The 25,752-nt window shown below is 43.0% G+C and carries 22 protein-coding genes; 11 read left to right on the top strand and 11 right to left on the bottom strand.

Features of this window, described 5'->3' with window-relative positions; translation table 11 throughout:
• Positions 1-108: 108 nt before the first annotated feature.
• Positions 109-531: a hypothetical protein gene (locus FD716_RS09125; RefSeq protein ID WP_139852034.1), complete on the bottom strand. Its 423-nt coding sequence runs from the start codon at positions 529-531 to the stop codon at positions 109-111.
• A gap of 366 nt (positions 532-897) precedes the next feature.
• On the opposite strand from FD716_RS09125, the gene prfA reads away from it, so the two are divergent.
• Positions 898-1,986 (top strand): peptide chain release factor 1, encoded by a 1,089-nt coding sequence (gene prfA / locus FD716_RS09120; RefSeq protein ID WP_139852033.1) that lies wholly within the window; start codon positions 898-900, stop codon positions 1,984-1,986.
• Positions 1,986-2,822 (top strand): peptide chain release factor N(5)-glutamine methyltransferase, encoded by an 837-nt coding sequence (gene prmC / locus FD716_RS09115; protein WP_139852032.1) that lies wholly within the window; start codon positions 1,986-1,988, stop codon positions 2,820-2,822. Before prfA ends, prmC begins: the two co-directional genes overlap by 1 nt.
• A gap of 128 nt (positions 2,823-2,950) precedes the next feature.
• Here prmC and FD716_RS09110 read toward each other — a convergent pair whose 3' ends face one another.
• The 7 genes from FD716_RS09110 to FD716_RS09080 all read right to left on the bottom strand — a co-directional run bounded on the left by FD716_RS09110 (position 2,951) and on the right by FD716_RS09080 (position 10,287).
• Positions 2,951-4,246, bottom strand: a complete 1,296-nt coding sequence (locus FD716_RS09110) for an MFS transporter (protein WP_139852031.1) — start codon at positions 4,244-4,246, stop codon at positions 2,951-2,953.
• A gap of 544 nt (positions 4,247-4,790) precedes the next feature.
• The gene (gene pcaD / locus FD716_RS09105) at positions 4,791-5,570 is read right to left on the bottom strand and encodes a 3-oxoadipate enol-lactonase (RefSeq protein ID WP_139852030.1); all 780 of its coding nucleotides are present in this window, start codon (positions 5,568-5,570) and stop codon (positions 4,791-4,793) included.
• A 75-nt stretch (positions 5,571-5,645) separates the two neighbouring features.
• Positions 5,646-6,854, bottom strand: a complete 1,209-nt coding sequence (gene pcaF, locus FD716_RS09100) for a 3-oxoadipyl-CoA thiolase (protein WP_139852029.1) — start codon at positions 6,852-6,854, stop codon at positions 5,646-5,648.
• Between the two features lie 268 nt (positions 6,855-7,122).
• The gene (locus FD716_RS09095) at positions 7,123-7,779 is read right to left on the bottom strand and encodes a 3-oxoacid CoA-transferase subunit B (protein WP_139852028.1); all 657 of its coding nucleotides are present in this window, start codon (positions 7,777-7,779) and stop codon (positions 7,123-7,125) included.
• Between the two features lie 21 nt (positions 7,780-7,800).
• Positions 7,801-8,472 carry a 3-oxoacid CoA-transferase subunit A gene (locus FD716_RS09090; RefSeq protein ID WP_139852027.1) on the bottom strand — a complete coding sequence of 224 codons (672 nt, stop codon included), beginning with the start codon at positions 8,470-8,472 and terminating at the stop codon, positions 7,801-7,803.
• 378 nt (positions 8,473-8,850) lie between these two features.
• Positions 8,851-9,141 (bottom strand): muconolactone Delta-isomerase, encoded by a 291-nt coding sequence (catC, locus tag FD716_RS09085; RefSeq protein WP_139852026.1) that lies wholly within the window; start codon positions 9,139-9,141, stop codon positions 8,851-8,853.
• 39 nt (positions 9,142-9,180) lie between these two features.
• Entirely contained in the window at positions 9,181-10,287 is a 1,107-nt protein-coding gene (locus FD716_RS09080) for a muconate/chloromuconate family cycloisomerase (protein WP_139852025.1), read from the bottom strand.
• Between the two features lie 114 nt (positions 10,288-10,401).
• On the opposite strand from FD716_RS09080, the gene FD716_RS09075 reads away from it, so the two are divergent.
• Entirely contained in the window at positions 10,402-11,328 is a 927-nt protein-coding gene (locus FD716_RS09075) for a LysR family transcriptional regulator (RefSeq protein WP_139852024.1), read from the top strand.
• A gap of 170 nt (positions 11,329-11,498) precedes the next feature.
• On the opposite strand, the gene FD716_RS09070 is transcribed toward FD716_RS09075, so the two are convergent.
• Both FD716_RS09070 and FD716_RS09065 read right to left on the bottom strand, forming a co-directional pair.
• Positions 11,499-12,410, bottom strand: coding sequence for an alpha/beta fold hydrolase (locus FD716_RS09070; RefSeq protein ID WP_139852023.1), 912 nt, complete (start codon positions 12,408-12,410; stop codon positions 11,499-11,501).
• Between the two features lie 57 nt (positions 12,411-12,467).
• Entirely contained in the window at positions 12,468-13,013 is a 546-nt protein-coding gene (locus tag FD716_RS09065) for a PadR family transcriptional regulator (RefSeq protein ID WP_139852022.1), read from the bottom strand.
• 153 nt (positions 13,014-13,166) lie between these two features.
• Here FD716_RS09065 and FD716_RS09060 point away from each other — a divergent pair, with 153 nt between their 5' ends.
• The 8 genes from FD716_RS09060 (at position 13,167) to FD716_RS09025 (ending at position 24,776) form a co-directional block, all read left to right on the top strand.
• A complete protein-coding gene (locus tag FD716_RS09060) occupies positions 13,167-15,191 on the top strand; it encodes an NADPH-dependent 2,4-dienoyl-CoA reductase (protein WP_139852021.1) in 2,025 nt (674 codons plus the stop codon).
• Between the two features lie 177 nt (positions 15,192-15,368).
• Positions 15,369-15,773 (top strand): nuclear transport factor 2 family protein, encoded by a 405-nt coding sequence (locus FD716_RS09055; RefSeq protein WP_139852020.1) that lies wholly within the window; start codon positions 15,369-15,371, stop codon positions 15,771-15,773.
• A gap of 183 nt (positions 15,774-15,956) precedes the next feature.
• A complete protein-coding gene (locus FD716_RS09050) occupies positions 15,957-19,400 on the top strand; it encodes a DEAD/DEAH box helicase (RefSeq protein WP_139852019.1) in 3,444 nt (1,147 codons plus the stop codon).
• A gap of 303 nt (positions 19,401-19,703) precedes the next feature.
• Positions 19,704-20,384, top strand: a complete 681-nt coding sequence (locus FD716_RS09045; RefSeq protein WP_139852018.1) for a paraquat-inducible protein A — start codon at positions 19,704-19,706, stop codon at positions 20,382-20,384.
• Positions 20,381-21,199, top strand: coding sequence for a paraquat-inducible protein A (locus FD716_RS09040; RefSeq protein WP_139852017.1), 819 nt, complete (start codon positions 20,381-20,383; stop codon positions 21,197-21,199). The genes FD716_RS09045 and FD716_RS09040 overlap by 4 nt, the downstream gene beginning before the upstream one ends.
• A gap of 11 nt (positions 21,200-21,210) precedes the next feature.
• On the top strand, positions 21,211-22,908 hold the full coding sequence (locus tag FD716_RS09035; protein ID WP_139852016.1) for a PqiB family protein: 1,698 nt from the start codon (positions 21,211-21,213) through the stop codon (positions 22,906-22,908).
• Entirely contained in the window at positions 22,898-23,641 is a 744-nt protein-coding gene (locus FD716_RS09030; protein WP_139852015.1) for a PqiC family protein, read from the top strand. The genes FD716_RS09035 and FD716_RS09030 overlap by 11 nt, the downstream gene beginning before the upstream one ends.
• Positions 23,642-23,927: 286 nt before the next feature.
• Positions 23,928-24,776 (top strand): LysR family transcriptional regulator, encoded by an 849-nt coding sequence (locus FD716_RS09025; protein ID WP_139852014.1) that lies wholly within the window; start codon positions 23,928-23,930, stop codon positions 24,774-24,776.
• 64 nt (positions 24,777-24,840) lie between these two features.
• Here the strand turns inward: FD716_RS09025 and FD716_RS09020 are convergent, their stop codons facing one another.
• Entirely contained in the window at positions 24,841-25,737 is an 897-nt protein-coding gene (locus FD716_RS09020; protein ID WP_139852013.1) for a SphA family protein, read from the bottom strand.
• Positions 25,738-25,752 lie beyond the last annotated feature (15 nt).

The raw sequence follows: 25,752 nt of genomic DNA, 5'->3' as shown, positions 1-25,752 counted from the left end.
TACAGAAACCACAGCGCTATATACTTTAAGAGATTGAAACTTTTAAACTTATTAAATAACCCATAATATATATATGGGTATGAGTGTTAGATAAATCAAGTCCAATCATTAACGATAATGTCTTTTATGACGCTTATGGCTTTTATAATTTGTCTTTTGGTTGTCTTGAGAAATTTTATTACCTAACGCCGAACCGCCAGCTGCACCTAGGGCTGAACCAATGTAGCCACCTGAGGTACCGCCCATATTTCTACCTGCTGCATAACCACCGGCACCCCCCAAACCACCACCAATGGCAGCAGAAGTACGATCACTTTTATGACTTGCAGCAGCAGCGCCCCCAGCACCACCAACAGCAGCACCAATCATGGCACCACTATGACCGCCCATTTCTTTGCCGATCGCAGTACCAACCACGCTGCCTAGGGCAGAGGTTGCAGCAACACGAGTGGTATTACCTGCATGCGCTGTTGTGATACTCAACAGCGTGGTTACGAATGCAGCACTTAGTAAATAAGCTTTAAATTTCATTATGTTCTCCATGTCCTAGGGATTGGACTTGCTTGATTTGATGCAGCAAATGTAACAAATGTTTTTCACTGAAATATGGAGATTCACATTGGAACTGCTACAGTTTAGTTTCCAGATGTTGAGTTTTATTAATGGATTAACTGAAAAATAGGCAAATCGTGGCAATTGAGGAGAAAAGATGTAAGTCATTGATCAAAAAGTGATTAACCAAGAAAACCCGCTTGCGTTCAGCATTGAAAGTTTTACATCTAGATATGTTATTTAAAAGTCAGAGTCGTTACACTATACGCAAATTTTACAATTGCTTAAGCAACCGCCATTTGGGTGTGTTGCAGTACTTAAGTTATCGATTGAGACGCTATTAAAATGAAAGACTCGTTACGGTTACGATTAGACCAACTGTGTGATCGACACGAAGAATTAACGGCGCTATTGGCCGATATTGAAGTCATATCAGACAACAAACGTTTTCGTAATTTGTCACGTGAACATAATGATTTAACTGAAATCACTGAATTTTGGAAAAAATACAGACAGGCCGAAGAAGATATTGTTACCGCTGAAGCGATGCTTTCCGATCCCGATTTTAAAGAAATGGCTGTTGAGGAAATCAAAGACAATAAAGCGTTATTGGAAACGCTTGAAAGCGACCTGAACGTTTTAATGATTCCAAAAGATCCAAACGATGCCAATGCGGCTTATTTGGAAATTCGGGCAGGGACTGGCGGTGACGAAGCTGCAATTTTCTCTGGCGATTTGTTCCGTATGTATAGTAAATATGCGGAAACTCAAAATTGGCGCATTGAAGTTTTATCTGCCAATGAAGGTGAACATGGTGGCTATAAAGAAGCGATTTGTCTGATTAAAGGTGAAGGCGTTTATGGTCGTTTAAAATTTGAAAGTGGTGCACACCGTGTACAGCGTGTTCCTGCAACTGAATCACAAGGTCGGGTACATACCTCAGCTTGTACTGTTGCAATTTTGCCTGAAATTGATGTCGATACCACGGTTGAGATTAACCCATCCGATTTGCGTATTGATACCTACCGCGCATCGGGTGCTGGTGGTCAGCATATTAACAAAACTGACTCTGCCGTTCGTATTACCCATATTCCTACCGGTACGGTGGTGGAATGTCAGGAAGAACGTTCACAGCATAAAAACAAAGCCAAAGCCATGGCTTGGTTGGCGTCACGTTTAGAAGGTGCCAAACGTGCTGCGCTAGAGTCGGCAACCTCTGAAATGCGCCGTGACTTGGTGGGTTCAGGTGACCGTTCAGAGCGTATTCGTACTTATAACTACCCGCAAGGCCGTATGACCGATCACCGGATCAACTTAACCTTATATAAGTTAGAAGCGGTGATGGAAGGTGATTTAACTGAATTGTTAGACAGCTTGCATCGTGAATATCAAGCAGACCAGTTGGCAATGCTTGCACAGCAAAATGGTGGCTAATGAATATTGCCCAAGCTTTGGCTGTTCGCGGTGATGCCGACAGCTATGAGCGTCAAGAAAATGCATGGTTACTCGAACATATTTTAAAGCTCAATTCGCTTGAACTTAAAATTCGTGCAGATGTCGTGTTGAGTACTGAACAACAGCAAACGTATGTTCAAGGGCTGGCACGTATTGCTGCTGGTGAACCATTGGCTTATGTGATTGGTTCTCAGCCATTTTGGTCTTTGGACCTAAAAGTAACCGCAGACACCTTGGTGCCAAGACCTGACACTGAGGTTTTGGTTGAAACGGTGCTTAATTTAGCGCTAACGGATACAGCACATGTGGTTGATCTTGGTACGGGCACGGGAGCGATTGCTTTATCACTGGCCACCGAGCGACCACAATGGCAGGTGATTGCCACTGATATCTATCCACCGACTTTAGCTGTCGCGCAAGAAAATGCCACACGGCATGGACTGAATCAGGTGCAGTTTTTCTGTGGCGCTTGGTATGCAGCCTTTGCAGGCCATGCGCTAGAAAAGTTTGATTTGATTGTATCGAATCCACCGTATATTGATGCACTCGATCAGCATATGTTGGCGCTTGCGGCAGAACCTGAACGTGCTTTGGTGGCTGATCATCAGGGACTAGCGGATATTGAACAGATTATTGCGGATGCACCGATGTGGTTAAAGCCACAAGGTTGGGTGGTGTTAGAGCATGGTTTTCAACAGGCTGCAGCTGTTCAGGCGTTATTTGCAGCGGCAGGCTTTGCTCAGATTAAAACTGTAAAAGATTATGGTGCAAATGATCGGGTTACTTTGGCGCAGTTTAATCCTGAGTTAATGTGAAAATCTAATGTTATAACTGTTAAAAAAGGCTGATTAATCATGTTAATCAGCCTTTTTGTTGTTTAAGATTTGGTTTTTTAAATTTTAACCACCAAACCCGTGATCTGAGTGGTTAAAATTCCAGTTATTTACTTGTCGTGGTGTAGATATTCTGGTTCTTTGGGCAAGCGCAAGCTACAGAATAAGCAGACAATCAACATGACAATGACGTAGACAAAGAAGGTGTTTTCATAGCCTGAACTTTTAAACTGTAACGCGACGGCAGGTGCAGAACCACCAAAAATGGCATTACCCACTGCATAAGCAAAACCCACACCGAGGGCACGGATATGTGCAGGGAACATCTCAGCTTTAACCAGTCCACTAATTGAGGTGTAGAAGCTGAGCAGCATCAATAAGAAGATCAGTAACAACGTCACAATTAAAGCAGAATCATGGAAATAGCGCATTGCGATAACCATCACTGGATAGACGAAAATCGCACAGCTGACACTGAAGCAAATCATGGATGCACGGCGACCAATACGGTCGGAGAGCATACCAAATAACGGTTGTGCCAACATAAATACAAACAGTGCTGCAGTCATCATATAACCAGAAACGCGTTCATCGAAACCGAGACTGGTAATATAGGTTTTGGAGTAAACGGTCAGTACATAGAAGGTTAATGAACCTGCAGAGGTATAACCAACCACCAATAAGAACGTCCCCCAATTGTTTTTAAACAATTCTCGCAAGCTACCTGCTTCTTCTGGCTTATCACTTTCTTGTAAGGTTTCTTTTAAGTTACGACGGGCAAAATACGACAAGATCGCAACCACACCACCGATCAGGAAGGGAATACGCCATCCACCATCCATCATTTGCTCTTTGGTCATTAACATCAGCATGACCACACCAAGCAAACTCGCCAATAACTGACCACCTGACAAGGTGACATATTGGAAGGATGAATAGAAACCACGCTGACCTTTCAGTGCAACTTCACTCATATAGGTGGCCACGGTACCATATTCACCACCAACGGATAGACCTTGTAGTAAGCGCACCGCAAGCAGTAAGAATGGGGCGGCCATACCGACTTGTTCGTAAGTTGGCAAAGCCGCAAATAGGAATGAACTGATGGCCATGAGGGTAATCGACATGGTCATGGATTTTTTACGGCCAAAGGTATCGCCAATCCAGCCAAATAACCAACTCCCCAATGGGCGCATAAAGAAACTGGCTGCGAAAATTCCCCAAACGTAAATGGCTTTGCTGGATTCGTCCATATCTGGCGCAGTCAGCGCATGTTGAAAATAAACCGCAAATGCGGCGTAAATATAAAAGTCAAACCATTCAACTAAATTACCCGAAGCAGCACCAACAATGGCTTTGATCCGGTCTTTTTTTTCATGAGGCTGATATGTAGGGGCTTCACTCATAAGCTATCTCGATTTTAGTACTTCAGTTTTAGTACTTCGGTTTTATTGGCAGTCCATTGAACTTATGTTCAAGTGATAAAGGCAGAATCACAGTATTACCCTGAATTGGCTAAGTTGTTTTTGTGATCTGTTTATTTAAAAATAATGTGTAGTAAAACTTATTAATGAATCATTTGTCTAGAGAGATAAGGGTGGCTTGCACATAAAATAAGATCGGGCGACCAAATTCATCAAACAAATAGATTTTCATAACCATAATCTTTTTTTAAAAAATGATTTGTATTTAAAGTGTTGCCTACAATTTAGTGTGCTTATGCTATTGCTCTAAAGCGCTTATCGCAATTACTCAGATGTTGTTTTTATGAGCATGTGGAAACTGAGGATTTAGGTTTTTTAATTTTTAAATTTGATTGTTGAGTCTGAATTTTAGAAAAGGCTAAAAAATTTAAGTCTTATTCGAAAAATTAAACACCTGCCAGTCAAGGACCAACAGGTGTTTAGGGAGAGATGTCATTTACAGCTTAAAACTCAATTTAAAACCTGACTAGCGTTGAATAAAATCGGCAACAGCTTGGTTAAATGCTTGTGGTTGCTCGATATTAGAAATATGCGAGGCATCAATTGCAAATAATTGGCTATTGGCAATCTGCTGTTGGATAAATTCACCATCAGCGACGGTGGTCACTGGATCTTGTGTTCCTGCAATCACCAATACCGGAATTTGAACTGTGTTCAAATCGGCACGTAAGTCCGCCTTAGCCAAAGCTTCGCAACAACTTGCATAGCCTTCGACGCTGCCAGCTGCCAAATCATGACTTAAGTTTGCGACAACTGCTGCTTGGCTTTGGATAAAGCGTTCGGTAAACCATCGTGTTGCTGCTGTTGCTGCAATTTGGCTCAAGCCATTGGCGCGAACTGCTGCTGCACGTTCAAGCCAAGCACTTTCTTGGCCAATTTTTGCAGCAGTATTACAGACAATCACGTGGTTAAAACGGTGTGGGTGATGCACCGCGAGCCATTGCCCGGTAATGCCACCCATTGAAATTCCACAAAAACTGGCTTTTTCGACTGCCAGATGGTCCAAAAGTTGAATCACATCATTGCCCAATTGTTCAAGGCGATAAGGGCCTTGGGGCGCAGTCGAATTGCCATGACCACGGGTGTCATAGCAAATCACAAAATAATCGTGCTTAAAATAATTAAACTGCTTTTGCCACATCCCATAGTTGGTTCCGAGCGAATTTGAAAAAATCAGCGCAGGTTTTGTTGCATCCCCAAAGGTTTCATAATTGAGCGTGACTTCATTGGTCGTCAGGGTTGGCATGCATTTTATCCTTAAGTTCTATTCGAGAGTTCTGTTCGAAAATTTTGTTTTAAAAGCTCTAATCTTAAATGGGATTTAGTCCATTCGCTCAATAATCAGCGCAATCCCTTGACCGACACCGATACACATTGAACAAAGGGCATAACGACCATTGCTGGCTTCAAGTTGGCTTAATGCTGTCATGACCAAACGTGCACCCGAAGCCCCCAATGGATGACCAATTGCAATTGCGCCACCATTTGGATTAACACGTTCACTGTCGTCTGGCAAACCGAGGCTACGCGTTACAGCCAGTGCTTGTGCAGCAAAAGCTTCATTCAGTTCAATCACATCCATCTGATCTAGACTGAGGCCAGTTTGTGCCAAGAGTTTTTCAATCGCTGGTGCTGGTGCAAAACCCATAATACGTGGTTCAACCCCAACAGTTGTTGCACCAATAATTCTGGCACGTGCTTTGAGTTGATACTGTTCAACGGCTTGATCCGATGCAATTAAAATCGCAGCAGCACCATCGTTAATCCCTGAAGCATTACCCGCAGTGACACTGCCATCTGCCGTAACGACACCTTTGAGTTTGTTTAAGCCAGCAAGTGTGGTTGAGGCACGTGGATGCTCATCTTGATTGATGACAATTGCATCGCCTTTTCTGGGCTGAATGGTCACCGGCAAGATTTCTTTGTCAAAGAAACCACGGGCTTGTGCTGCCGCCGTGCGCTGTTGGCTGTTAAAGGCAAACTGATCTTGATCTGCACGTGGAATTTGGAACTGTTCTGCAACATTCTCAGCCGTTTGCGGCATGCTATCCACGCCAAAACGGGCTTTTAAGGCTGGATTGATAAAACGCCAGCCCATGGTAGTGTCTTCAATTTTTTGACTACGGCTATAAGCGCTGTCTGCTTTACCCATTACAAAAGGTGCGCGTGACATGGATTCAACACCGCCAGCAATGATCAAATTGGCTTCACCAGCTTTAATCGCACGTGCCGCCATTGCGACTGCATCGAGTGACGAACCACAAAGACGATTGACCGTGGTCGCAGGAACTTGAAATGGAACACCTGCAAGCAATGCAGACATGCGAGCCACGTTACGGTTGTCTTCACCTGCTTGGTTGGCACAGCCATAAATCACATCATCTACTTTGTGCCATTCCACCGATGGATTACGTTGCATCAATGCTTGGATCGGGAGTGCACCCAAGTCATCGGCACGAATCGTGGCAAGTCCACCGGCATAATGACCAAAAGGGGTGCGAATTGCATCGATAATATAGGCGTTTTTCATTTTAACTTCCTTAATCTTTATACTCCCTCTCCCTTTGGGATGAGGGTTGGGGAGAGGGGTCATTCAAACCTCCCTCTCCCTTTGGAGAAGAAGTATCTTCTGAAAGTGCGGTGAGGGGGCATACAACCTCCCTTAATCCCTCCTTAAAAGGAGGGAGACACGCAATGCCAATTAGTGGTTTAAAAGCACCCTCTTCCCAGCCTTCTCCCAGAGGGAGAAGGGGCTTTCAAAACTCCCTCTCCCTTTGGGAGAGGGTTGGGGAGAGGGGTCACCCAGCATTCGTTGCATCAATCAGGGTTGCACCCGTCAATGACTGGAGTTCCTCAAAAGAAAGACCTTCAACTTTTTCAATCACTTTCATGCCATCAGCGGTCACATCAATCACGCATAAATCGGTATAAATACGATCAACGCATTGTTTGCCAGTGACGGGATAGCTGAGTTCAGCCACAATTTTAGCTTCGCCCGTTTTGGTCACATGATCTGTGGTCACAAACACTTTTTTTGAACCCACGGCTAGATCCATTGCGCCACCCACGGCAGGAATGGCATTGGGTGCGCCCGTATGCCAGTTGGCTAAATCACCATTGGCGGCCACTTGGAAAGCGCCCAATACACAGATATCTAAGTGACCGCCGCGCATCATGGCAAAAGAGTCGCCATGGTGAAAGAAGCTACCACCAGTAAGCATGGTGACAAATTCTTTACCTGCATTGATCAGCTCAGGGTCTTCTTCGCCTTTGGCAGGCGGAGGACCGAAGGCCAATAAGCCATTTTCAGAATGTAAGAAAATGTCTTTATCGGCTGGGAGATAATTTGAAATTTTGGTTGGGAGTCCAATGCCTAAATTGACATAGGCACCATCTGGAATGTCGATGGCAACACGTGCAGCGATTTGATCACGGGTCAGTTTCTGATAGCTCATTGCGCTTTTCCTTCTGGATGCTTATTGTGCAGGTTGAACCTGAACCACATGTTGGACAAAAATACCGGCAGTAATGATGTGCTCTGGATCTAAGGCACCAAGCTCGACCACTTGGGCGACTTGGGCAATGGTCACATCGGCAGCCATCGCCATAATCGGGCCAAAGTTTCGTGCAGATTTGTTATAGACCAAATTGCCCCAACGATCGCCTTGATGCGCTTTAATCAATGCAAAGTCGGCACGGATTGGGTTTTCCAATACATAGTCTTTGCCTTCATAGTTCATGGTGGGTTTGCCTTCGGCCAACAGCGTCCCAAAACCAGTCGGGGTATATACTGGACCAAGTCCCATACCTGCGGCTTGAATACGACAGGCGAGATTGCCTTGTGGTACCAATTCCAATTCAATTTTTCCAGCGTGGAACAGTTCGTCAAAGACCCAAGAGTCCGATTGGCGTGGAAATGAGCAAATAATTTTTCGAACAGCCCCTGTTTTTAGTAACTTGGCTAAGCCATAGTCACCATTACCCGCATTGTTATTGATAATCACCAAATCTTTGCAGCCCAGCTCAATCAGACCATCAATTAATTCGGCAGGCTGACCAGCCGTGCCAAAACCACCAATCATGATGCTTGAACCATCTTTAATTTGTGAAAGGACTTCTGCTAAAGAAGTGGAACTTTTATCGATCATGGTCTTTCCTCGTTAAATTCCAGCTGGATTCAACTCAATGATGGGTCGGGATGGTCTGTGTTTTGATCAACATCTCGAACGGCTAAAATGGTATTGAATAGATGATGCATTGATTACCCTTACCAGAACAGCCGATTGGATTGGCTGCTTTCGTAAAAGTACCTACTGAATGCCTTTAATTTAATGTAGTGAATTTAAGTCATTCAAGCAAATCATCTGTAATAAAATGAAGCTTAATTTTTTGGGACAGTCAGAAAGTCCGATCTCCTTCAAAATTAAGCTTATGGGGGTGAAGCTTAGGCAAGTGAGCAACACATTGGGGTTAATCAATTAAGTTATCAATCAACCCATCACCCCCTGAATACAAAAGTCGATTAATTAACTGTCATCGTCACGAACAGAAGAAGGATGACGATTAAGCGGCATAACTTCAATATCCATGTATGGATAAAGCGGTAAGCCTTGCAAAATGTTGTGCAGTTCTTCGTTGCTTTCTACATCAAAAATACTGATGTTTGAATATTGGCCAGTAACACGCCAAATATGACGCCATTTTCCTTGACGTTGTAAATCTTGTGAATAGGCTTTTTCAACCGTTTTAATTTGGTTGGCCTGTTCAGCTGGCATATCGATTGGAATGTGAACATCCATACGAACATGAAACAACATAATCTGCTCCTAATATTGCGTTATAACGATTTTGACGGCTTAACGGCGTAATTGCTCGATACGGTCTTCATCAATTTCAATTCCGAGTCCTGGGGTATTTGGAACCACCAACTCAAAATTTTCATACTGTAATGGGGTTTTTAAAATATCTTCAGTGAGCAACAACGGACCAAATAATTCGGTGCCGAAGGCCAAGCTTTTAAAGGTAGAGAAGGCATGTGCCGAAGCAATACTGCCCACTGGACCTTCGAGCATGGTGCCACCGTACAGATCAATTCCAGCAAGTCCAGCAATGGTTGCCACTTCACAAGCTTCAATCAAACCACCAGATTGGGCGATTTTAACCGCAAATACACCAGCAGCATGTTGCTTGGCAAGACGATAAGCACTCACCGGACCCGTCAGCACTTCATCGGCCATAATCGCCACATCGAAACGCTGGGTTAAACGGGTCAAGGTATCATTTTGGTCAATTGAGCAGGGCTGTTCAATGAGGTCAATGCCGCCATCTTGCAATTGCTGAATCCCATGGATGCATTCTTGCTCTGACCATGCACGGTTTACATCAACACGGATACTGACATCTGGGCCAAGGGCTTTCTTGATTGCAATCACATGATCAACGTCTTGTTGCCAAGGGTTGGCACCGATTTTCAACTTAAAGAAGTTATGGCGTTTTGCTGCAATCATTTTCTCAGCTTCAGCGATATCTTTGGCTGTATCACCCGATGCTAAAGTCCAAAGTACCGGTAAACGGTCACGTAAACGACCACCCAACAATTCACTGAGCGGCAATGACAAACGCTTGGCTTGAATATCCAGCAGTGCGGTTTGAACCGCACATTTAGCAAAGCGGTTGCCATTAATCGCCTTATTGAGCTGTTGCATGGTTTGCGCAATGTTCAATCCTTTTAGGGATTTGAGCAAGGGCGCAAAATAAGTTTCAATATTGGTCTTAACACTTTCAGGACTTTCTTCTGCATAATTGAGACCGCCAATCGTGGTGGCTTCTCCCCAACCAACCAGACCGTCTTCCGTGGTAATTTTGACCAACACCAAGGTTTGGGTTTGCATCGTCGTCACAGAAAGTTTGTGTGGACGTATTGTAGGAATATCTACAAGGATGGTCTCGATTGATTTATACATTTGGCTAATTCACCATATTCATTTTCATTTCATTTGTGAATACCTTAAAAGAATGATTTAATGCTGTCTAAGATTATATTGGCATTTATTTATACTTCTAAGGTATGCATAAAAATGGAACTTCGTCATTTACGTTATTTTGTTGCAGTCGTCGAAGAGCAGAGCTTTACCAAAGCGGCTGAGCGGCTTTTTATTGCACAACCGCCTTTAAGTCGTCAAATCCAAAATTTAGAACAAGAGCTTGGTACACAACTGTTTGAGCGTGGTAGCCGACCTTTGCAAACCACCGCTGCTGGACATTTTTTTTATCAGCATGCCACCAAGCTATTGGCCAATGCTGAAGAAATTAAATCGATGACACAGCGGGTTGGTTCTACCGACCGTGTGGTTCGTATCGGCTTTGTCTCTTCTTTGCTCTATGGTTTATTACCACGCATTATTTATTTTTATCGTCAGCAGTACCCACAACTTAAAGTTGAAGTTCTTGAAATCAGTACCAAAGATCAAATTCAAGCCTTAAAAGAAGGCAAGATTGATGTGGGCTTTGGTCGGTTACGGATTTCAGATCCTGCCGTGCGCCGTATTTTATTGCGTGAGGAACGACTGAGTATTGCCGTGCGCAACAGCCACCCTTTATCGCAACATCAACAGGGCATATTTTTGGCCGACATTGCCGATGAATCCCAATTTTTCTATCCAACCACGTCTAAGCCCAATTTCTCTAACCAAGTACAAGCGCTGTATTCTGAGCATGGTTTAGCACCGAAATACACCCAAGAAGTGCGTGATATTCAAGTCGCTTTGGGCTTGGTGGCTGCGGGTGAAGGGATTTGCATTGTTCCTGAAAGTGCCAGCAAAGTACAAATGCCGCATGTGAGCTATATTCCTTTGATGGATGCCGATGCGATCAGCCCGATCTTTCTTGCAATGCGTGGTTTAGAGCCAAGTGATGATATTCGTGCCTTATTTGGCTGTATCTATCAAATCTATGATTTGGAAGGGGTCAAATATGACCGCGAGGCTGTTCGACATTTTTTCTAAATTTTCGGGCAAACACTAAGCGCAGACACTAGCTTCAAAAAACCAAGTTCAAGCACTGTTCAAGCACTTGATTCCAATGATTCTAAATGCTTGGTTCAAATGCTTAGGCAAGACCCTAAAATGATGCGCTTTAAGGTAGGGCTTTGCCAAATGAGTTTGCTTTAGATTGGTTAATGGCTTTGGTTTAAAAAAGAGCTCAACTCACGGCTAAACTTGAAAGGCTCCGTCAACAGTGGTGTATGTCCTGAATGTTTAAACATAATCTGCTGACTCTGTGCTAAGCCTTGGGCAATTTGGATTTGACCTTGTGCCGCATACAAACTGGAGCGCTCGCCAATAAAAAAGGTGGTTGGACAGCGTAAGTCGGTAATTGCTTGCCGATAATCTTGATCATGTTCAAGGTAATTACGGATATACCACGACAAATAATCTAGACGTTGCATGGGCAAAAGATGCTTTTGCAATTTCGGTCGTTTTAACGCAAGTTTAAACAGCAATGGACTGAGTTTATTGCTGCCTTGTAGCTGAATAAAGCGCAGCCACATTTTAATCAGAGTTTGACGGGGCTGGGTTTCAAGTTGCTCAATCCGTTCAAGATGTTGATGTTCAGTCAGAAAATCCGACATCTTTTGCAGCAACTGCATAAATTTTGGATATTTTTTACCGAACAAGCCATAAGGCCAATTGGCATCACTCGGAATTTTGGGGGTCTGATCGATATGTAAGTAAGCTTTGAGTTGCTCACCAAGCTGGGCATATTGCATACCATGCATGGCGGTGGTTGCGCCCATCGAATAGGCAATTAAAATAAAATCGGTTAAGGCCAGTTGTTTGATCAAGCACTCAACATCAGACCAATGGCTTTGAATGGCATTGAGGTCATTCGGGATTTTACAGTGCTTGGACCCACCAAAACCACGCCAATCTGGAATAATAAAGCGATAATTCTTTAGATTTGGCAGTAAATAAGGAATCCATTGCCAACTTTGCATACCGAGGCCTGAAAGGATCAGCACTGGTTGGCCCTGACCAATTTCACGAACAAATAAAGATTCACCATCTGGCATTGCATAGAAAGACATCTTCGATTCCTCAATATTTTATTGCTTGTGCTGGCCGAGTCATGAATACGCTACAACTTAAACTTGGGCATCAAAGGCTTTTAATTGAGGAATAAAGTCCTCCAACCATTTGATCCAGCCCATTTCCAGATCAATGCCCAATTGTAAAATCATTTTATGAATAAACAAGGTCCGATCTTGCGTACAGGCTTGAGAAAAATCTTTGGCATAAATCTGCTGATAGATTTTTAGGTTTTGTTGATGCAGGAGCAAATGACGTTCTAGCTCAGGCAACATTTTATTGCTGTTCAACTGTGCTTCTGCGCGTAAACGGACCATGAGTTCTTCACGTAACTGTGCCGGTGAACTTTGTTTGACCATCCAATCGGCCAAGGCTTGGCGCCCCAAAGCTTCAACCTGATAGGTTTTTTTACGACCGGCATAATCGGGCTGCTCAAGGGTCGAAATCCAGTCATTTTTTAACATGCTGCTCAATTCACGATAAATCTGTTGATGCGTGGCTTGCCAAAAAAAGCCCATCGAACGATCAAAGCGCCGTGCAAGTTCGATCCCGGTGCTGGGTTTTTCTAAAAGACTGGTTAAAAGTGCATGACTGAGAGACATGAAAAAATCAATTACGAAGCATAAGATGAACAGTCATTATGCAACATGTTGCATTAAAATAGAAACTAGATTATAAAAATAGCCATTCATCTGTAATTCAACTTGTTTTGATTGAAAAATAAAAAGCCAGCATACGCCAGCGCAGGAGCATACATGTCAAGTTTTCCGCATTTACTCACCCCATTAGATCTGGGTTTTACCACTTTAAAAAACCGCGTATTGATGGGATCTATGCATGTCGGACTCGAAGAAGCTGAACATGGCTATGAGCGGATGGCCGCTTTTTATGCTGAACGTGCCCAAGGTGGTGTCGGGCTGATTGTGACTGGGGGCATTGCACCGAATGATGCTGGGGTGACTTTTGCTGGTGGTTCAAAACTCGACAGCTTGGCCGAAGCAGAAAAGCATAAAGTCATTACTCAGGCGGTACACGCGGCTGATGGCAAAATTGCGCTACAAATATTACATACTGGACGCTACTCCTATCAAGCAGATAACGTTGCGCCATCTGCAATTCAAGCACCGATTAATCCAGTGAAACCACATGCATTGACCTCTGCTGAAGTCCAACAGACCATTGCTGACTTTGCCAACTGTGCCAAATTAGCCAAGTACGCAGGCTATGATGGCGTTGAAATTATGGGATCAGAAGGCTACCTCATTAACGAGTTTATTGCGGCACGCACCAACCATCGTGATGATGAATGGGGAGGCAGCTATGAAAATCGTATTCGCCTAGCGGTTGAGATTGTGAAACGTACCCGTGCAGAGGTGGGTGAACATTTTATTATTATCTATCGTTTGTCGATGTTGGACTTGGTTGAAGGCGGTTCAAGCTTTGATGAAGTCGTGCAACTGGCCAAGGCGATTGAACAGGCAGGTGCAACGATTTTAAATACCGGGATTGGTTGGCACGAAGCACGTATTCCGACCATTGCCACCAAAGTGCCGCGTGCAGCCTTTACTTGGGTCACTAAAAAACTGAAAGGTTTGGTGAATATTCCACTGGTCACTTCAAACCGGATTAATACCCCTGAAATGGCAGAGTATGTGCTTGCGTCAGGAGATGCCGACATGGTGTCGATGGCACGACCAATGCTTGCCGATGCTGAATTTGTCAAAAAAGCCAGTGAAGGACGCAGTGATGAAATCAATACCTGTATTGGCTGTAACCAAGCCTGTTTAGATCAAATCTTTAGCATGCAAATCGCTTCCTGCTTGGTCAATCCGCGGGCATGCTATGAAACTGAACTGTTATTTAAAAGCGCAGACATCATCAAGAATATTGCGGTGATTGGTGCAGGGCCGGCAGGACTGAGCTTTGCCACCTATGCCGCACAGCGTGGGCATGAGGTCACTATTTTTGAGGCATCTCATCAGATTGGCGGGCAGTTTAACATTGCCAAAACCATTCCGGGCAAAGAAGAGTTCTATGAAACACTGCGCTACTTCAAACGTCAAATTGAGCTTTATCCCAACATCAAGCTTTGTCTCAATCAAACGGCGACGTATGAGCAACTCAAACAAGCGCAATTTGATGAAATCGTTGTCGCGACTGGCGTGACCCCACGTCATTTAGAGATTGAAGGGATCGATCATCCGAAAGTGCTGTCGTATTTAGAGGTATTACGTGATCGCATTACTGTGGGTGAGAAAGTCGCGATTATAGGCGCGGGAGGGATCGGCTTTGATACCGCAGAGTATTTAACTCACAGTGGAGAAAGTGGCAGTCTCAACCCAGAGAAATTCTATGATGAATGGGGAATTGACCGTGAATATGCACAGGCGGGTGGCATTAAAGCGGCCGCAGTAGAAACTTCACCTCGTCAGGTCTATCTATTACAACGTAAAGAAACGCCAGTAGGTGCAGGCCTAGGCAAGACCACAGGGTGGATACACCGTGCAGGACTGAAACAACGTCAGGTGCAAATGCTCTCTGGGGTGCGCTATGACAAGATTGATGATCAAGGCTTACATATTACGGTTGCAGACAAAGCAATGTTGCTTGAGGTCGATCAGGTGGTGATCTGTGCAGGGCAAGTTTCCAATACTGCGATGTTTGAACAACTACAGGCAGATGGCATCAATGTACATTTAATTGGTGGAGCGAAGCAAGCGGGTGAACTTGATGCCAAACGCGCCATTCGTCAAGGTGCTGAACTGGCAGCAGTGATTTAAGCCGTTGTTATAAGGTCATTGAGGATGAAGCCACACCGTGCGGCTTCATCTTACGTAATCCTGCCTATTATTCTTTATGTTTAACTAAAACTTTTGTTCTTAACTGAAAAATACCCAGCATATCTCAGCGTAGTAATCGCAAATCACAATCTGATTCGAATAAAAAAGGAAATAAGTATGCAATATCCACAAACAGCAGTATCGATTCAACATTGGCATCACATGTTAGCAACAGGTGATTTAAGCATTTTAACGACGCTTTTGGCAGAGGATGTGGTATTTCGCTCACCAGTGGCATTTAAGCCTTATGTGGGCAAGGCGGTGGTGACGTTTATTTTAACGAATGTGATTGAGGTATTTGAAAATTTTAAATATGACCGCGAATTTTTTACCGCAGATCATCAAAGCGTAGTGCTTGAGTTTTCCGCCAATGTTGCCGACAAGCAACTGAAAGGGATTGATATGATCCGCTTTAATGCAGAAGGCCAAATCGTTGAGTTTGAAGTGATGATTCGTTCATTGAGTGGCTTACAAGCACTGGCAGAACAGATGGGGCAGCGTATTACCCAGTTTAAGGGTTAAGTTGTATTGATGGTCTAAGGGTATTCGCGTCTTAACATCTATGTTAAATTACTAAAAACTTGATTTAATACATTTAATTTGATCAAAATGATCGATTTATCTCAATGAATGCTTAGAGTCGCAGGGTCAAATGCGCTCCCTCTTAGGATTTGACCCTGCGACTGCCCCGATCTAGGAATAAGAATGCGTATAGATTTAAAAGATGTTTTAAATAAACTCCTCAATCGAAAAGCGCCAGACCGACTAGATCATCATCATAATCATTCAGCCATCACTGAACATGAGATTCAATCTGAAGCAGAGATTGCTCAGCAACAACGTTGTGAAAATATTTTAAATTATTGGTTGGATATTGAACTCTTTGATTTACCTGAATGCCCATTTAAAAATGGCAAAGATATTTTAAGCGAAGAAGCCGATAGTTTTGAACAGAAAATAAAGCAAGACTTAAGTGAAAAAGTCGGGCTTGATCCAAAAATATTAAATGAAGATAGCCGCTTAACGATTATGTTTCAGTGTCATAAAGCCGGTTATATTGTGGCTGCGACAGATCGCCATCCAAATGTAATCGTGCCACGGACTTATCTGGTTGCACATAGCTTTGTACCGAGTTGGGATGCAGAGCAAGGCGTCATGAAATGGAAGTTGTCGGCAGAACAGAAAGATTTAATTATTAATCTATCCACCATTCGAACGATTTACCGAAAATGCCCACCCTCGACTGCCCATAATATGAGTTTGTCTGAATGGATTGCCTCACGGGTGGAGGATATTGAAAATATATTAACAACAACCTTTACTGATGTTGAAAATAAAGATTTATTCAGTACTGAAGCGCTGCAAATGGCGATCAAACGGGTAAATCGAATACTGGCAAAAAAGTTTTGGCCAGAGCAGGCAGCACAAGCGTTTATGTTGCAACATTGCCAAGCCATTGATGCACAGTATGATGATTATATTGGCAGTACCGATAAGCCTGTGATTACCCCGAATAATGAACTGACCTTTAGGTGGCGTTATTGCTATTACCCTGAGGGTAATGAGTCACAGCAGTTGGGGCCATTCTTTGTGAAAGATTTGGAAAGCTGTATCGCTAAAGTCACCGCGCATGGTATAGACGCTTTATCTGTCCCTTTGCAAAAGTATCTCTTGGGCAGTGAACAACAATACTTTGTACCAGAGGCCGTGAATCAAGGTGAATTTTTTGTTCCGCTGAGTAATCGTATTTCATTTGGGCGTTGGCCCAGTCACCCGCAGTATGGCTTGAGCTTATTACAGACAGTCGCTGTGAATATCGCCAAAGAAATTAAACAAAATCCAGTGGTGGCAGTTAATGGGCCACCAGGAACCGGTAAAACCACCTTACTTAAAGATATTATTGCAGATCGCTTTGTGCAAAGAACCAAGCTGTTGCTTGAGTATAGTCGCGACCCTGCGCAGGACTCATCAGATCGGGACTGGTTCAATAATGATGATTTGCACCAGCAGATTATGGATTTTAGCCTGCTGGTTGCTTCGAGTAACAATAAAGCAGTGGAGAATATCTCTAAGGAATTACCAGCACAATCGAGTATAGACAGCATTTTTAACAACCAGTTTCAGCATTTTAGTGCTGTGGCGAAGTCTGGTGATTGGGGAATATTCTGTGCGGTATTGGGGAATGCGTCTAACCGTAAGGAATTTAAGAACACCTTAAAAAAACTGGTGAATCATCTTAAGTATTTGGATGATATTTATAAGCTCAATCCCTTACTGAAAAAACTGAAAGCTGAAAGCGATATCGAAAAACGAGCCAGTATTCTTTCAAAACACATTCATCTTTGGAAAAAAACGCAAAGCATTCATGCAATGCTCGATGATTTTAAGCAATGTTCAAACTTTAAAAAACATCATGATTTCTTTCAGGCATTCAGTCAGGCACTGTATAAAGTAGCAGACAATCAGCTAGACATTACTGATTTTATCGAACATTGGAAAACCTTAAGTGAAAATGACTGGCAAGCTGCAATTACAGCGATCGAAGATGTCAAGAAGCAGTGGTTTGGTAAGAAGATATATCTAACCCATCACCAAAATAAATTGGAGACTGCCAAAACTGAATTCGACGCTTTATTTAAACGTCTGCATTCATCTGTAAATGCTGCTGAACAGTTTATTTTAAATCCTGAAAATACCCGAACATGGGAACTCGACCCAGAACTGCATTTAACTGATCCACAGGCTTATCAAGTTGACCTGTCTAGAGTAGATGCATCAGCAGTTGCCAAGCTTAAAAAAGAACGCGCTTTGCAGCAAAGATCGCCCTTTAGTTCGATGGCCTTAAATGAGGTCAGATCAAAACTATTTGCGGCAGCCTTGGCTTTAAATGAAGCCATTCTGGAATCAAAGGCAAAAGCATTTGAAGCGTATTGGGATGACTTAGAATCCTTATTAGATGGAACCCTCGAAAGTAATGAAAAGATTCCACATCATCAATTGCTGTGGAGCATTTTATTTTTATTCTTCCCCGTTGTGAGTACCTCGCTGTCGTCTGTAGAAAATCAATTTAAATTGATGCAACAGGCACAAGGTTTTGGTTTGGCGATGTTAGATGAAGCAGGGCAAGCGGTAAACTTTCATGCGGTGGGTTTATTACAGCGCTGCAAGCAAGTCATTTTTGTTGGTGATCCGATTCAACTGGAACCGGTAGTCACGATTCCATATCAAATTGATAAATCCATCGCTGAGGATTATCTACCGCTGTCTAAACAGTATGCGGAAAAACAGTGGGGTGATGATTTTCTGGTCTCGAATAGTTCAGCACAAAGCTTAGCGGATCAAGCCGGCAATTATTATGCGCTCATTGGAACGCGTAAAGTCGGGATTCCGCTGTTGGTACATCGCCGTTGTCTGGAACCAATGTTTTCAATTGCGAACCGTATTGCCTATGACAATAAAATGGTTTCAGCAACCAGCCCCAATATCGTGGCCGATTTAGATTTTATTGCCAGTGGTTGGATTCATGTTGAAGAACAGTCGGCTAAATTGCGTGGGGGTGGTTATGCCAATCAAGCCGAAGCTGATGTCGCACTGCAACTCATTCAACATTTGGCAGAACAGCAACCTGCAATGCTTAAAGGTGGGGTGTTTATTATTACGCCCTTTACCAGCATGAAAAAGGAACTGGTCCGTGCGTGGAATCGAATCGCAAAAGATGAATGTAATCATGCGTGGATGATGCAAGCTTTTGGTAAAGCAGCAGCCAATAAAAAAATAGCAGATTTTTGCAATGACCACATTGGTACTGTGCATACCTTCCAAGGCAAAGAAGCCTCGACCGTAATTTTCTGTGCAGCTGCCTCAGAAGTACGTAAAAAGGCGGGTGGTATTAAATGGGTTAACAGTAAACCCAATTTACTCAATGTCGCCGTGACACGAGCAAAGGCGCATTTATTTGTACTGGGAAATAAAAATGATTGGGCACTAGGTACGCTGTCTTCTGAATTACAAAATGGTGCGATGCATTATTATGAAAGTTTTGAGCAGCTCACCCAACAACAGACGATTCAATATGATCGGATTGAAAAGCAGCTATTAAATTTTGAATTGGCGGCACCCAAAGCAACCGGATTTTATTTTGGTGGCTGAACTACAGAAATTCAACTCAACTTATATTTACCAATAAATAAGTTCGTGATAAAACGCATACTAGATACTTCATATTAATAATCACGTGTTATTTTTTATTTAGATGGACTGACTATTCATGAGGCAAACTTGACACGCCGTAGATGATGATTATCAATTGTTATATTAGAGAAATCTATCACGCTACTTATTGTCTGCGCAAACTGAACAAGCTATGATCGAAGTCATACTTATCATACTAAATGAATAGTCTAGAACTATTTTCTAAATCTAAATGAATAATTAAAAAGGTACTTATGCTCTATGAGCCAATCGCCATTAAGCACGCAAGTTTCATCCACTGAAGCCTCAGATTCAGCGATTCAGGCTAAGGCTTTAGCTTATGCAGAATTGGTGGGCTGTGAGGAATGCGATACTGTTTATCGTAAGGTACAACTGGCACCAGGTGAGCGCGCATATTGTATTTGTTGTGGTGCAGAACTTTATCAACAGAGTAAGTCCTTCACGGGCCTCTTGGCAGTCGTGCTCACGGCACTGATCGTATTTATTATTGCGAACTGCTTTCCAATTGTTAAAGTTGAATTACAAGGGAACAGTTCACAAACCACCTTATTGGGTGCAGCATGGACAATGTTTCAAGTAGATCGCGCCTTCGTTGGGGTATTAATTCTAATCACGACCTTTATTGTTCCGCTTTTGGATTTACTGTTACTTATTTATATTCTTAGCTTTGTGGGACTATTTAAAACTCGCCCCACATTTTTAGTACCGGCACTTCGTATTTTATCGTTATTTAGAATCTGGGGCATGATCGAGGTGTTTCTGATTGGGGTGTTGGTGACATTGGTTAAGTTAGTGGGAATGGTAACCGTGATTCCGGGGATTGCATTGTGGGCTTTTGCCGCCCTGAGTGTACTGATGGTCTATATCGCATCGGTGAAGTTAACCAGTATCTGGGATGAAATCGATAGGTGCCTGCCATGAAACAACAAGACTCGATTGAGCTTTCGCTACAACACTATCCTCGTGCGCAAGATCTATCACTGAGGTTATGTCATTGCTGTGGTTTATTAAACTCCACTCAAACTGCTGAAACCGAGCAAACTGAAAATAAAAATCTTACGATAAAGTGCATCCGCTGCCATACGCTATTACACCACCGTAAACCGCAAAGTCTAGATCGCACACTGGCTTTGGTTACTGCTGCGGCAATTTTATATATTCCTGCCAATGTTATGCCGATGACAATCACCGATTCACTGTTCGGCAGCCAGCAAGATACCATCTTAACGGGAGTCATTTATTTTTGGCATAGTGGCGATTATTTTGTTGCTAGCGTGATTTTTTGCGCCAGTATCTTTATTCCAATGCTGAAATTACTCATTTTATTTTTTTTAATCATTGCTGTGCGTTTACAATCCTCGAAACGCTGGAATTTTTCACCCGAAAACTGCGCCAAGCTATACCGCTTAGTTGAGATCGTTGGTAAATGGTCAATGATTGATGTCTTTGTGGTTGCCTTATTGACTGCATTAATTCAAATCCAATCACTGGCAACAATTTTAGCTGGACCGGGCGCCGTGGCTTTTAGTGCGGTTGTGGTCTTAACCTTACTTTCGTCACTCAGTTTTGACCCACGAATTATCTGGGATAACTATTACGCAGCGCTTAGTGAAAAGCAAAAACCATCTGCGGCATCATCTGAAGTTTCAACAGCACTTTCAAGCAACAATACAACTATTATTAAAGCCCAAGCAGATTATTCGCTTATTAATAATCCTTCGAACTCCAGCCAATAAGAATGATGGATATGTCTGAAAATACAACGACTAACGAAAACTCAGATCACAACAAGCCAGAGGCTACTACAGCAGATGTGCAAGTGACTGAGCAAAATGGCAATGAAAAGCGTCAGACGTTGCCTGAACCTGCAAAAAAACAGGGGCGATGGCGGCCATCTTTTATTTGGTTTATTCCAGCCATTGCCTTGGTGATTGCACTTTCTCTCGCCTTAAAAGCTATTTTAGATACAGGACCTAAGATTTCTGTGTCTTTTAGAACTGCAGACGGCTTGGTTGCTGGAAAAACCACCGTTCGTTATAAACAAGTGGATATCGGCCTCGTTCGTCAAATCGAACTTTCTGAAGATCGTAGCCATGTTGTCGCACAAATTGAATTACGTAAAGATGCCAGCAATTTTGCCTCAAAAGATACGCAATTCTGGGTGGTTCGTCCACGTATTGGGACCAATGGCGTTTCAGGTATTGATACCTTATTGTCTGGTTCTTATATTGAGGTCGATGGAGGTAAAACCGGGGTAAAAGAAACGGTCTTTAACGGTCTAGAAGTTCCCCCTGTGATTGCCGCGGATGTGCCCGGGAAAGTGTTTTTCTTAAAGGCCAAAGATCTGGGCTCATTAGATATTGGTGCACCGATTTATTATCGCCGTATCAATGTTGGGCAAATTACGGCTTATAAACTATCTAATGATGGTACACAGGTCGAATTACAAAGTTTTATTCAAGCGCCTTATGATAAGTTTGTCACCCAAGATGCACGTTTCTGGCAAGCCAGTGGTATTGATGTGACATTGAATGCATCTGGCTTCAATCTGAACACTCAATCCCTTGCCAGTATTGTTGCGGGTGGGATTGCATTTGGTTATCCCGAGCATGCGAAAACCTCAGCGGTTGCTGCAGACAAAAGTAACTTTACTTTATGGGGTTCACAAGCAGAGGCTTTAAAAGATCCAGATGGTCCCGCAAGTCAAATTGTCATGTATTTTGATCATTCTTTACGTGGATTGAGCGCAGGTGCGCCGATTGATTTCATGGGAATCGACATTGGTAATGTCACATCAATCAACGCTGAGTTTAACCCAAGCTATACCTTGATGCGTATGCGTGTGGATGCCGTGATTTATCCATCGCGTTTAGCCAAAGGAAAAGAAGTTGATCCTAAGGGCGATATCTTCAAGAGCTTTGTTCAGCGCGGCTGGCGTGCGCAAATGCGGACTGGCAATGTATTAACCGGCCAAAACTATATTGCCTTTGATAAATTCCCGAAAGCCAAGCCTGCAACACTAAAAACTGTAGAAAATGGTGTCGTTGAAGTGCCAACCACCGTGACTGAGTTAAGTGGTTTACAAGCCCAAGTTTCACAAATCGCTGATAAACTCACTAAATTCCCACTGGTTGAGATTGGTAATGATGTTCGTCAGACATTGAAGACGATGAATGCCACGATTGTGTCTACAGATAAGTTAATTAAGCAGTTAGACAGTAAAGTTGCACCAGGTATGCAAGCCACATTAGATGATATAAGAAAAACCATGCAATCGAGTGAATCTATTCTTTCGAGTGATGCGCCAATGCAACAAGATGTACGCCGTGCACTGCAACAAATGACTCGTGCCGCAGCATCATTACAGTTAATGGCTGATTATATTGAACAGCATCCTGAATCGATTATTCGTGGGAAAAAACCGGAGGCGAATCATGCGAAATAAAATAAACATGGGTAATTTTTTATCGAGCATTTCATCAAGCGGCCTTGGTCATAGTGCTAGATTGATGCTACTGGTCGGTATGGGGATTGGCTTAACGGCGTGTTCGACGTCACCAACGCCAACCTATTATACGCTTACCCCAAAAATTACCCCTTTGGTCAACTCCAATGTAAAGCTGATTGAAGTGATGGCTGTTGGTCTGCCAGATCGTTTGAATCAAGCGCTTTTGGTGTTGCAGAATCCCAATGGTAAATCGACTTTATTGGAAGAGCATCGTTGGGCTTCAACCTTGGGTTCAGAGTTGCGCGATGGTTTATCTGCGGGTTTACAGCAGAAGTTAGGTGCAGTTGATCGCTATAGCAGTGGCATGACTGGTGGCCAAGTGTCTTATCGGATTGCAGCCGAGTTTTCACGCTTCGATATTGTTGAAAATACCAAGACCTCGACTATCGAAAATGAAATCGTGGTGGCTTGGATGATTAAACGTGAAGACCCGAATCGACCGTTAAACCCAGATCCAAATGCGAAAGGGCAGCCCAAGCAACAGTTAAGTTGTCGTATGACGTTTAGCAATAAAGTTGTTCAACAGGCAACACCACAAGGCAATAAAATTCCAGAAATTGTCAACACGTCTAGAGAGTCACTCAATCGGGTTGTTGATGCAATTGCAGCATCCGTTATTGCGGCCGATAAAGGAACGATGAATGAGATCGATGGTACGGTTTGCTCATAAGCGGTTTGTATAGACCGTCATAAACCACATTAAATGATAAAAAGCAGTTGCAGTGATGCAGCTGCTTTTTTTGTGCTTTGACGTTTGTAACTATCCTGATAGGCGAAGGAAAGCTGATTCCTATTGGTGGAATGGCAGGTGAGAAATATCAATTCAAACGTAAAATTAGTTTTTAAGTAAATTGCTAAATTTAGTACTTATATTCAATATTTATATGCCTATCTATATACGAGTATCATTTAATTAAATACACTTCTATTTGACTCGATCTTGTTAGGGGAATGAAATGCATCATGCATCGCGTCATGTTTCGTTAGATCAGCTTCGCTACTTTGTTGCGCTTGCAAATGAACAGCATTTCACTCGTGCCGCAGAAAAATGTAATATTGCACAACCTCCTTTTTCACGTAGCATTGCGAAGTTAGAGCAATCACTTAAAACGACATTAGTCATTCGAAAAACACGCTCTGTAGAATTAACTCAAGCAGGTATTTTATTTGCAGAACGAGCGAATCAAATATTAAGCATGCTTGATGATGCTGTAATTTCGATTCATACAGAACAAATAGGGCAGTCTCGTTTAAGGCTTGGAATGCTGGAATATGCATTTACAGTATTGGGGCCCCAGTTTATGGAAGCCTTTTCTTCCGCTCATCCTACAGTGCAATTAAAACCTGTGGATTTACCCCCAGAACATTTAACCTTCTCAGTGACACATGGCAATGTTGATTTGCAGTTTGCTGCTTTAAGTGAACGAGATCGATTGCCTGTGCGGTTAGGATTGCGGGAGGTTGTAATCATTACAGAGCCAATCGCCATACTGGTTGATGCCAATCATGCCTTGGCTCAAAAAACTGAGATCAGTATTGTAGAACTTGCTGCTGAACGGTTGGTTCTCTTTGAGCGATCGCGTGCACCTGACGTTTACCGCGCTGTCATGCAGTCTTTTAGTGATCAAGGTATACGGGTGAATATAGATTTGGAAGTTGGTTTTTTTCAAACCATGTTAGCGGCTGTACGAGCAACGCAGCGCGTAGGTTTAGTGCCGCTGAGTGCATCTAGTTTAGTCTCTTCAGAAATGAAGGTTTTACCTATTCGGGCAACCGATGTTCCACTACATCATCCTTCGACATAACCGTTGACGACCTTAAGTTTCCGTTTGTGATGCGTTCATTATGAACTACATGGCTACAAACAATTTAAAATGGAATGGCAAGTTTTATTTTGACCGCATTTCCTTCTGCTCTATTGCGGACCCCATAATCCTGTTGCCATTTGACTGACACCAAAAATCCGCTGTTGTTGTGATAACTAATGGATGGGCCAACTGCAAAAGCTCGACCTTTGCTATTGGACCTTACCGTACTATCTTGCTTGTCATCCGTGGTTTGTTGATAGAGATAACCCCCTATTCCAGCAGTCCATCCATTATTCAAGGCATACCCAAGTGCATAATCCATATGTAACTCTTGTCCTGAGCGATAATTGGTATCGCTATTTTTGAAATTAATCCCGTACATCAGCTTAAGGTCTGCATTGAGTCCACTTGCTTGAATATAGCTGAGTGCAAAGGCCGGTTGAATATTCCAATAGTTCCGCCCAAGGTTAACCAGATTATCTTGCTTATAGGTGCCTGTCGGTGCGGTGATATCTAGACCAAATGCATAATGCACCTTTTCTGATGGATGATATCCAAGCCCAGACCCAATAACCAAATCACCTAAACCTTGGTGTTTCTCTGAATATCCAGCAATGTGTGAATCCAGTGAAACTAGGGGGAGTACTGCATGCCAAGCAAGTTGTCCATTTAATAGCTTGGTGTCTGTCACCCAGACTGCACGTGGAGCAATCACATTTGCTTTTACATCAAATGGCAGCTCAATTTCATCTCCTTTGTCATCACGTAGCTTGCTTAAATGATCGTGACTTGCATAAACAAGCCCATAAAATCCAGGGGAGGGCATAAAGCCAACAAATGCATTCTCAGTTCCATGTGCATAGGTACTCCCTCCACCTTCCGTTGCCCATACTGGCATAATGCCCAGCAGGTTGATCAACGTCGTTACGCCTAATAAGCAGACATTATTTTTAGACATAGATTCCTTCTTTTA

This window comes from Acinetobacter pullicarnis, from assembly GCF_006352475.1.
In the GTDB taxonomy this organism is placed as follows: Bacteria; Pseudomonadota; Gammaproteobacteria; order Pseudomonadales; family Moraxellaceae; genus Acinetobacter; species Acinetobacter pullicarnis.
This window is presented reverse-complemented; position numbering and strand designations above follow the sequence as displayed.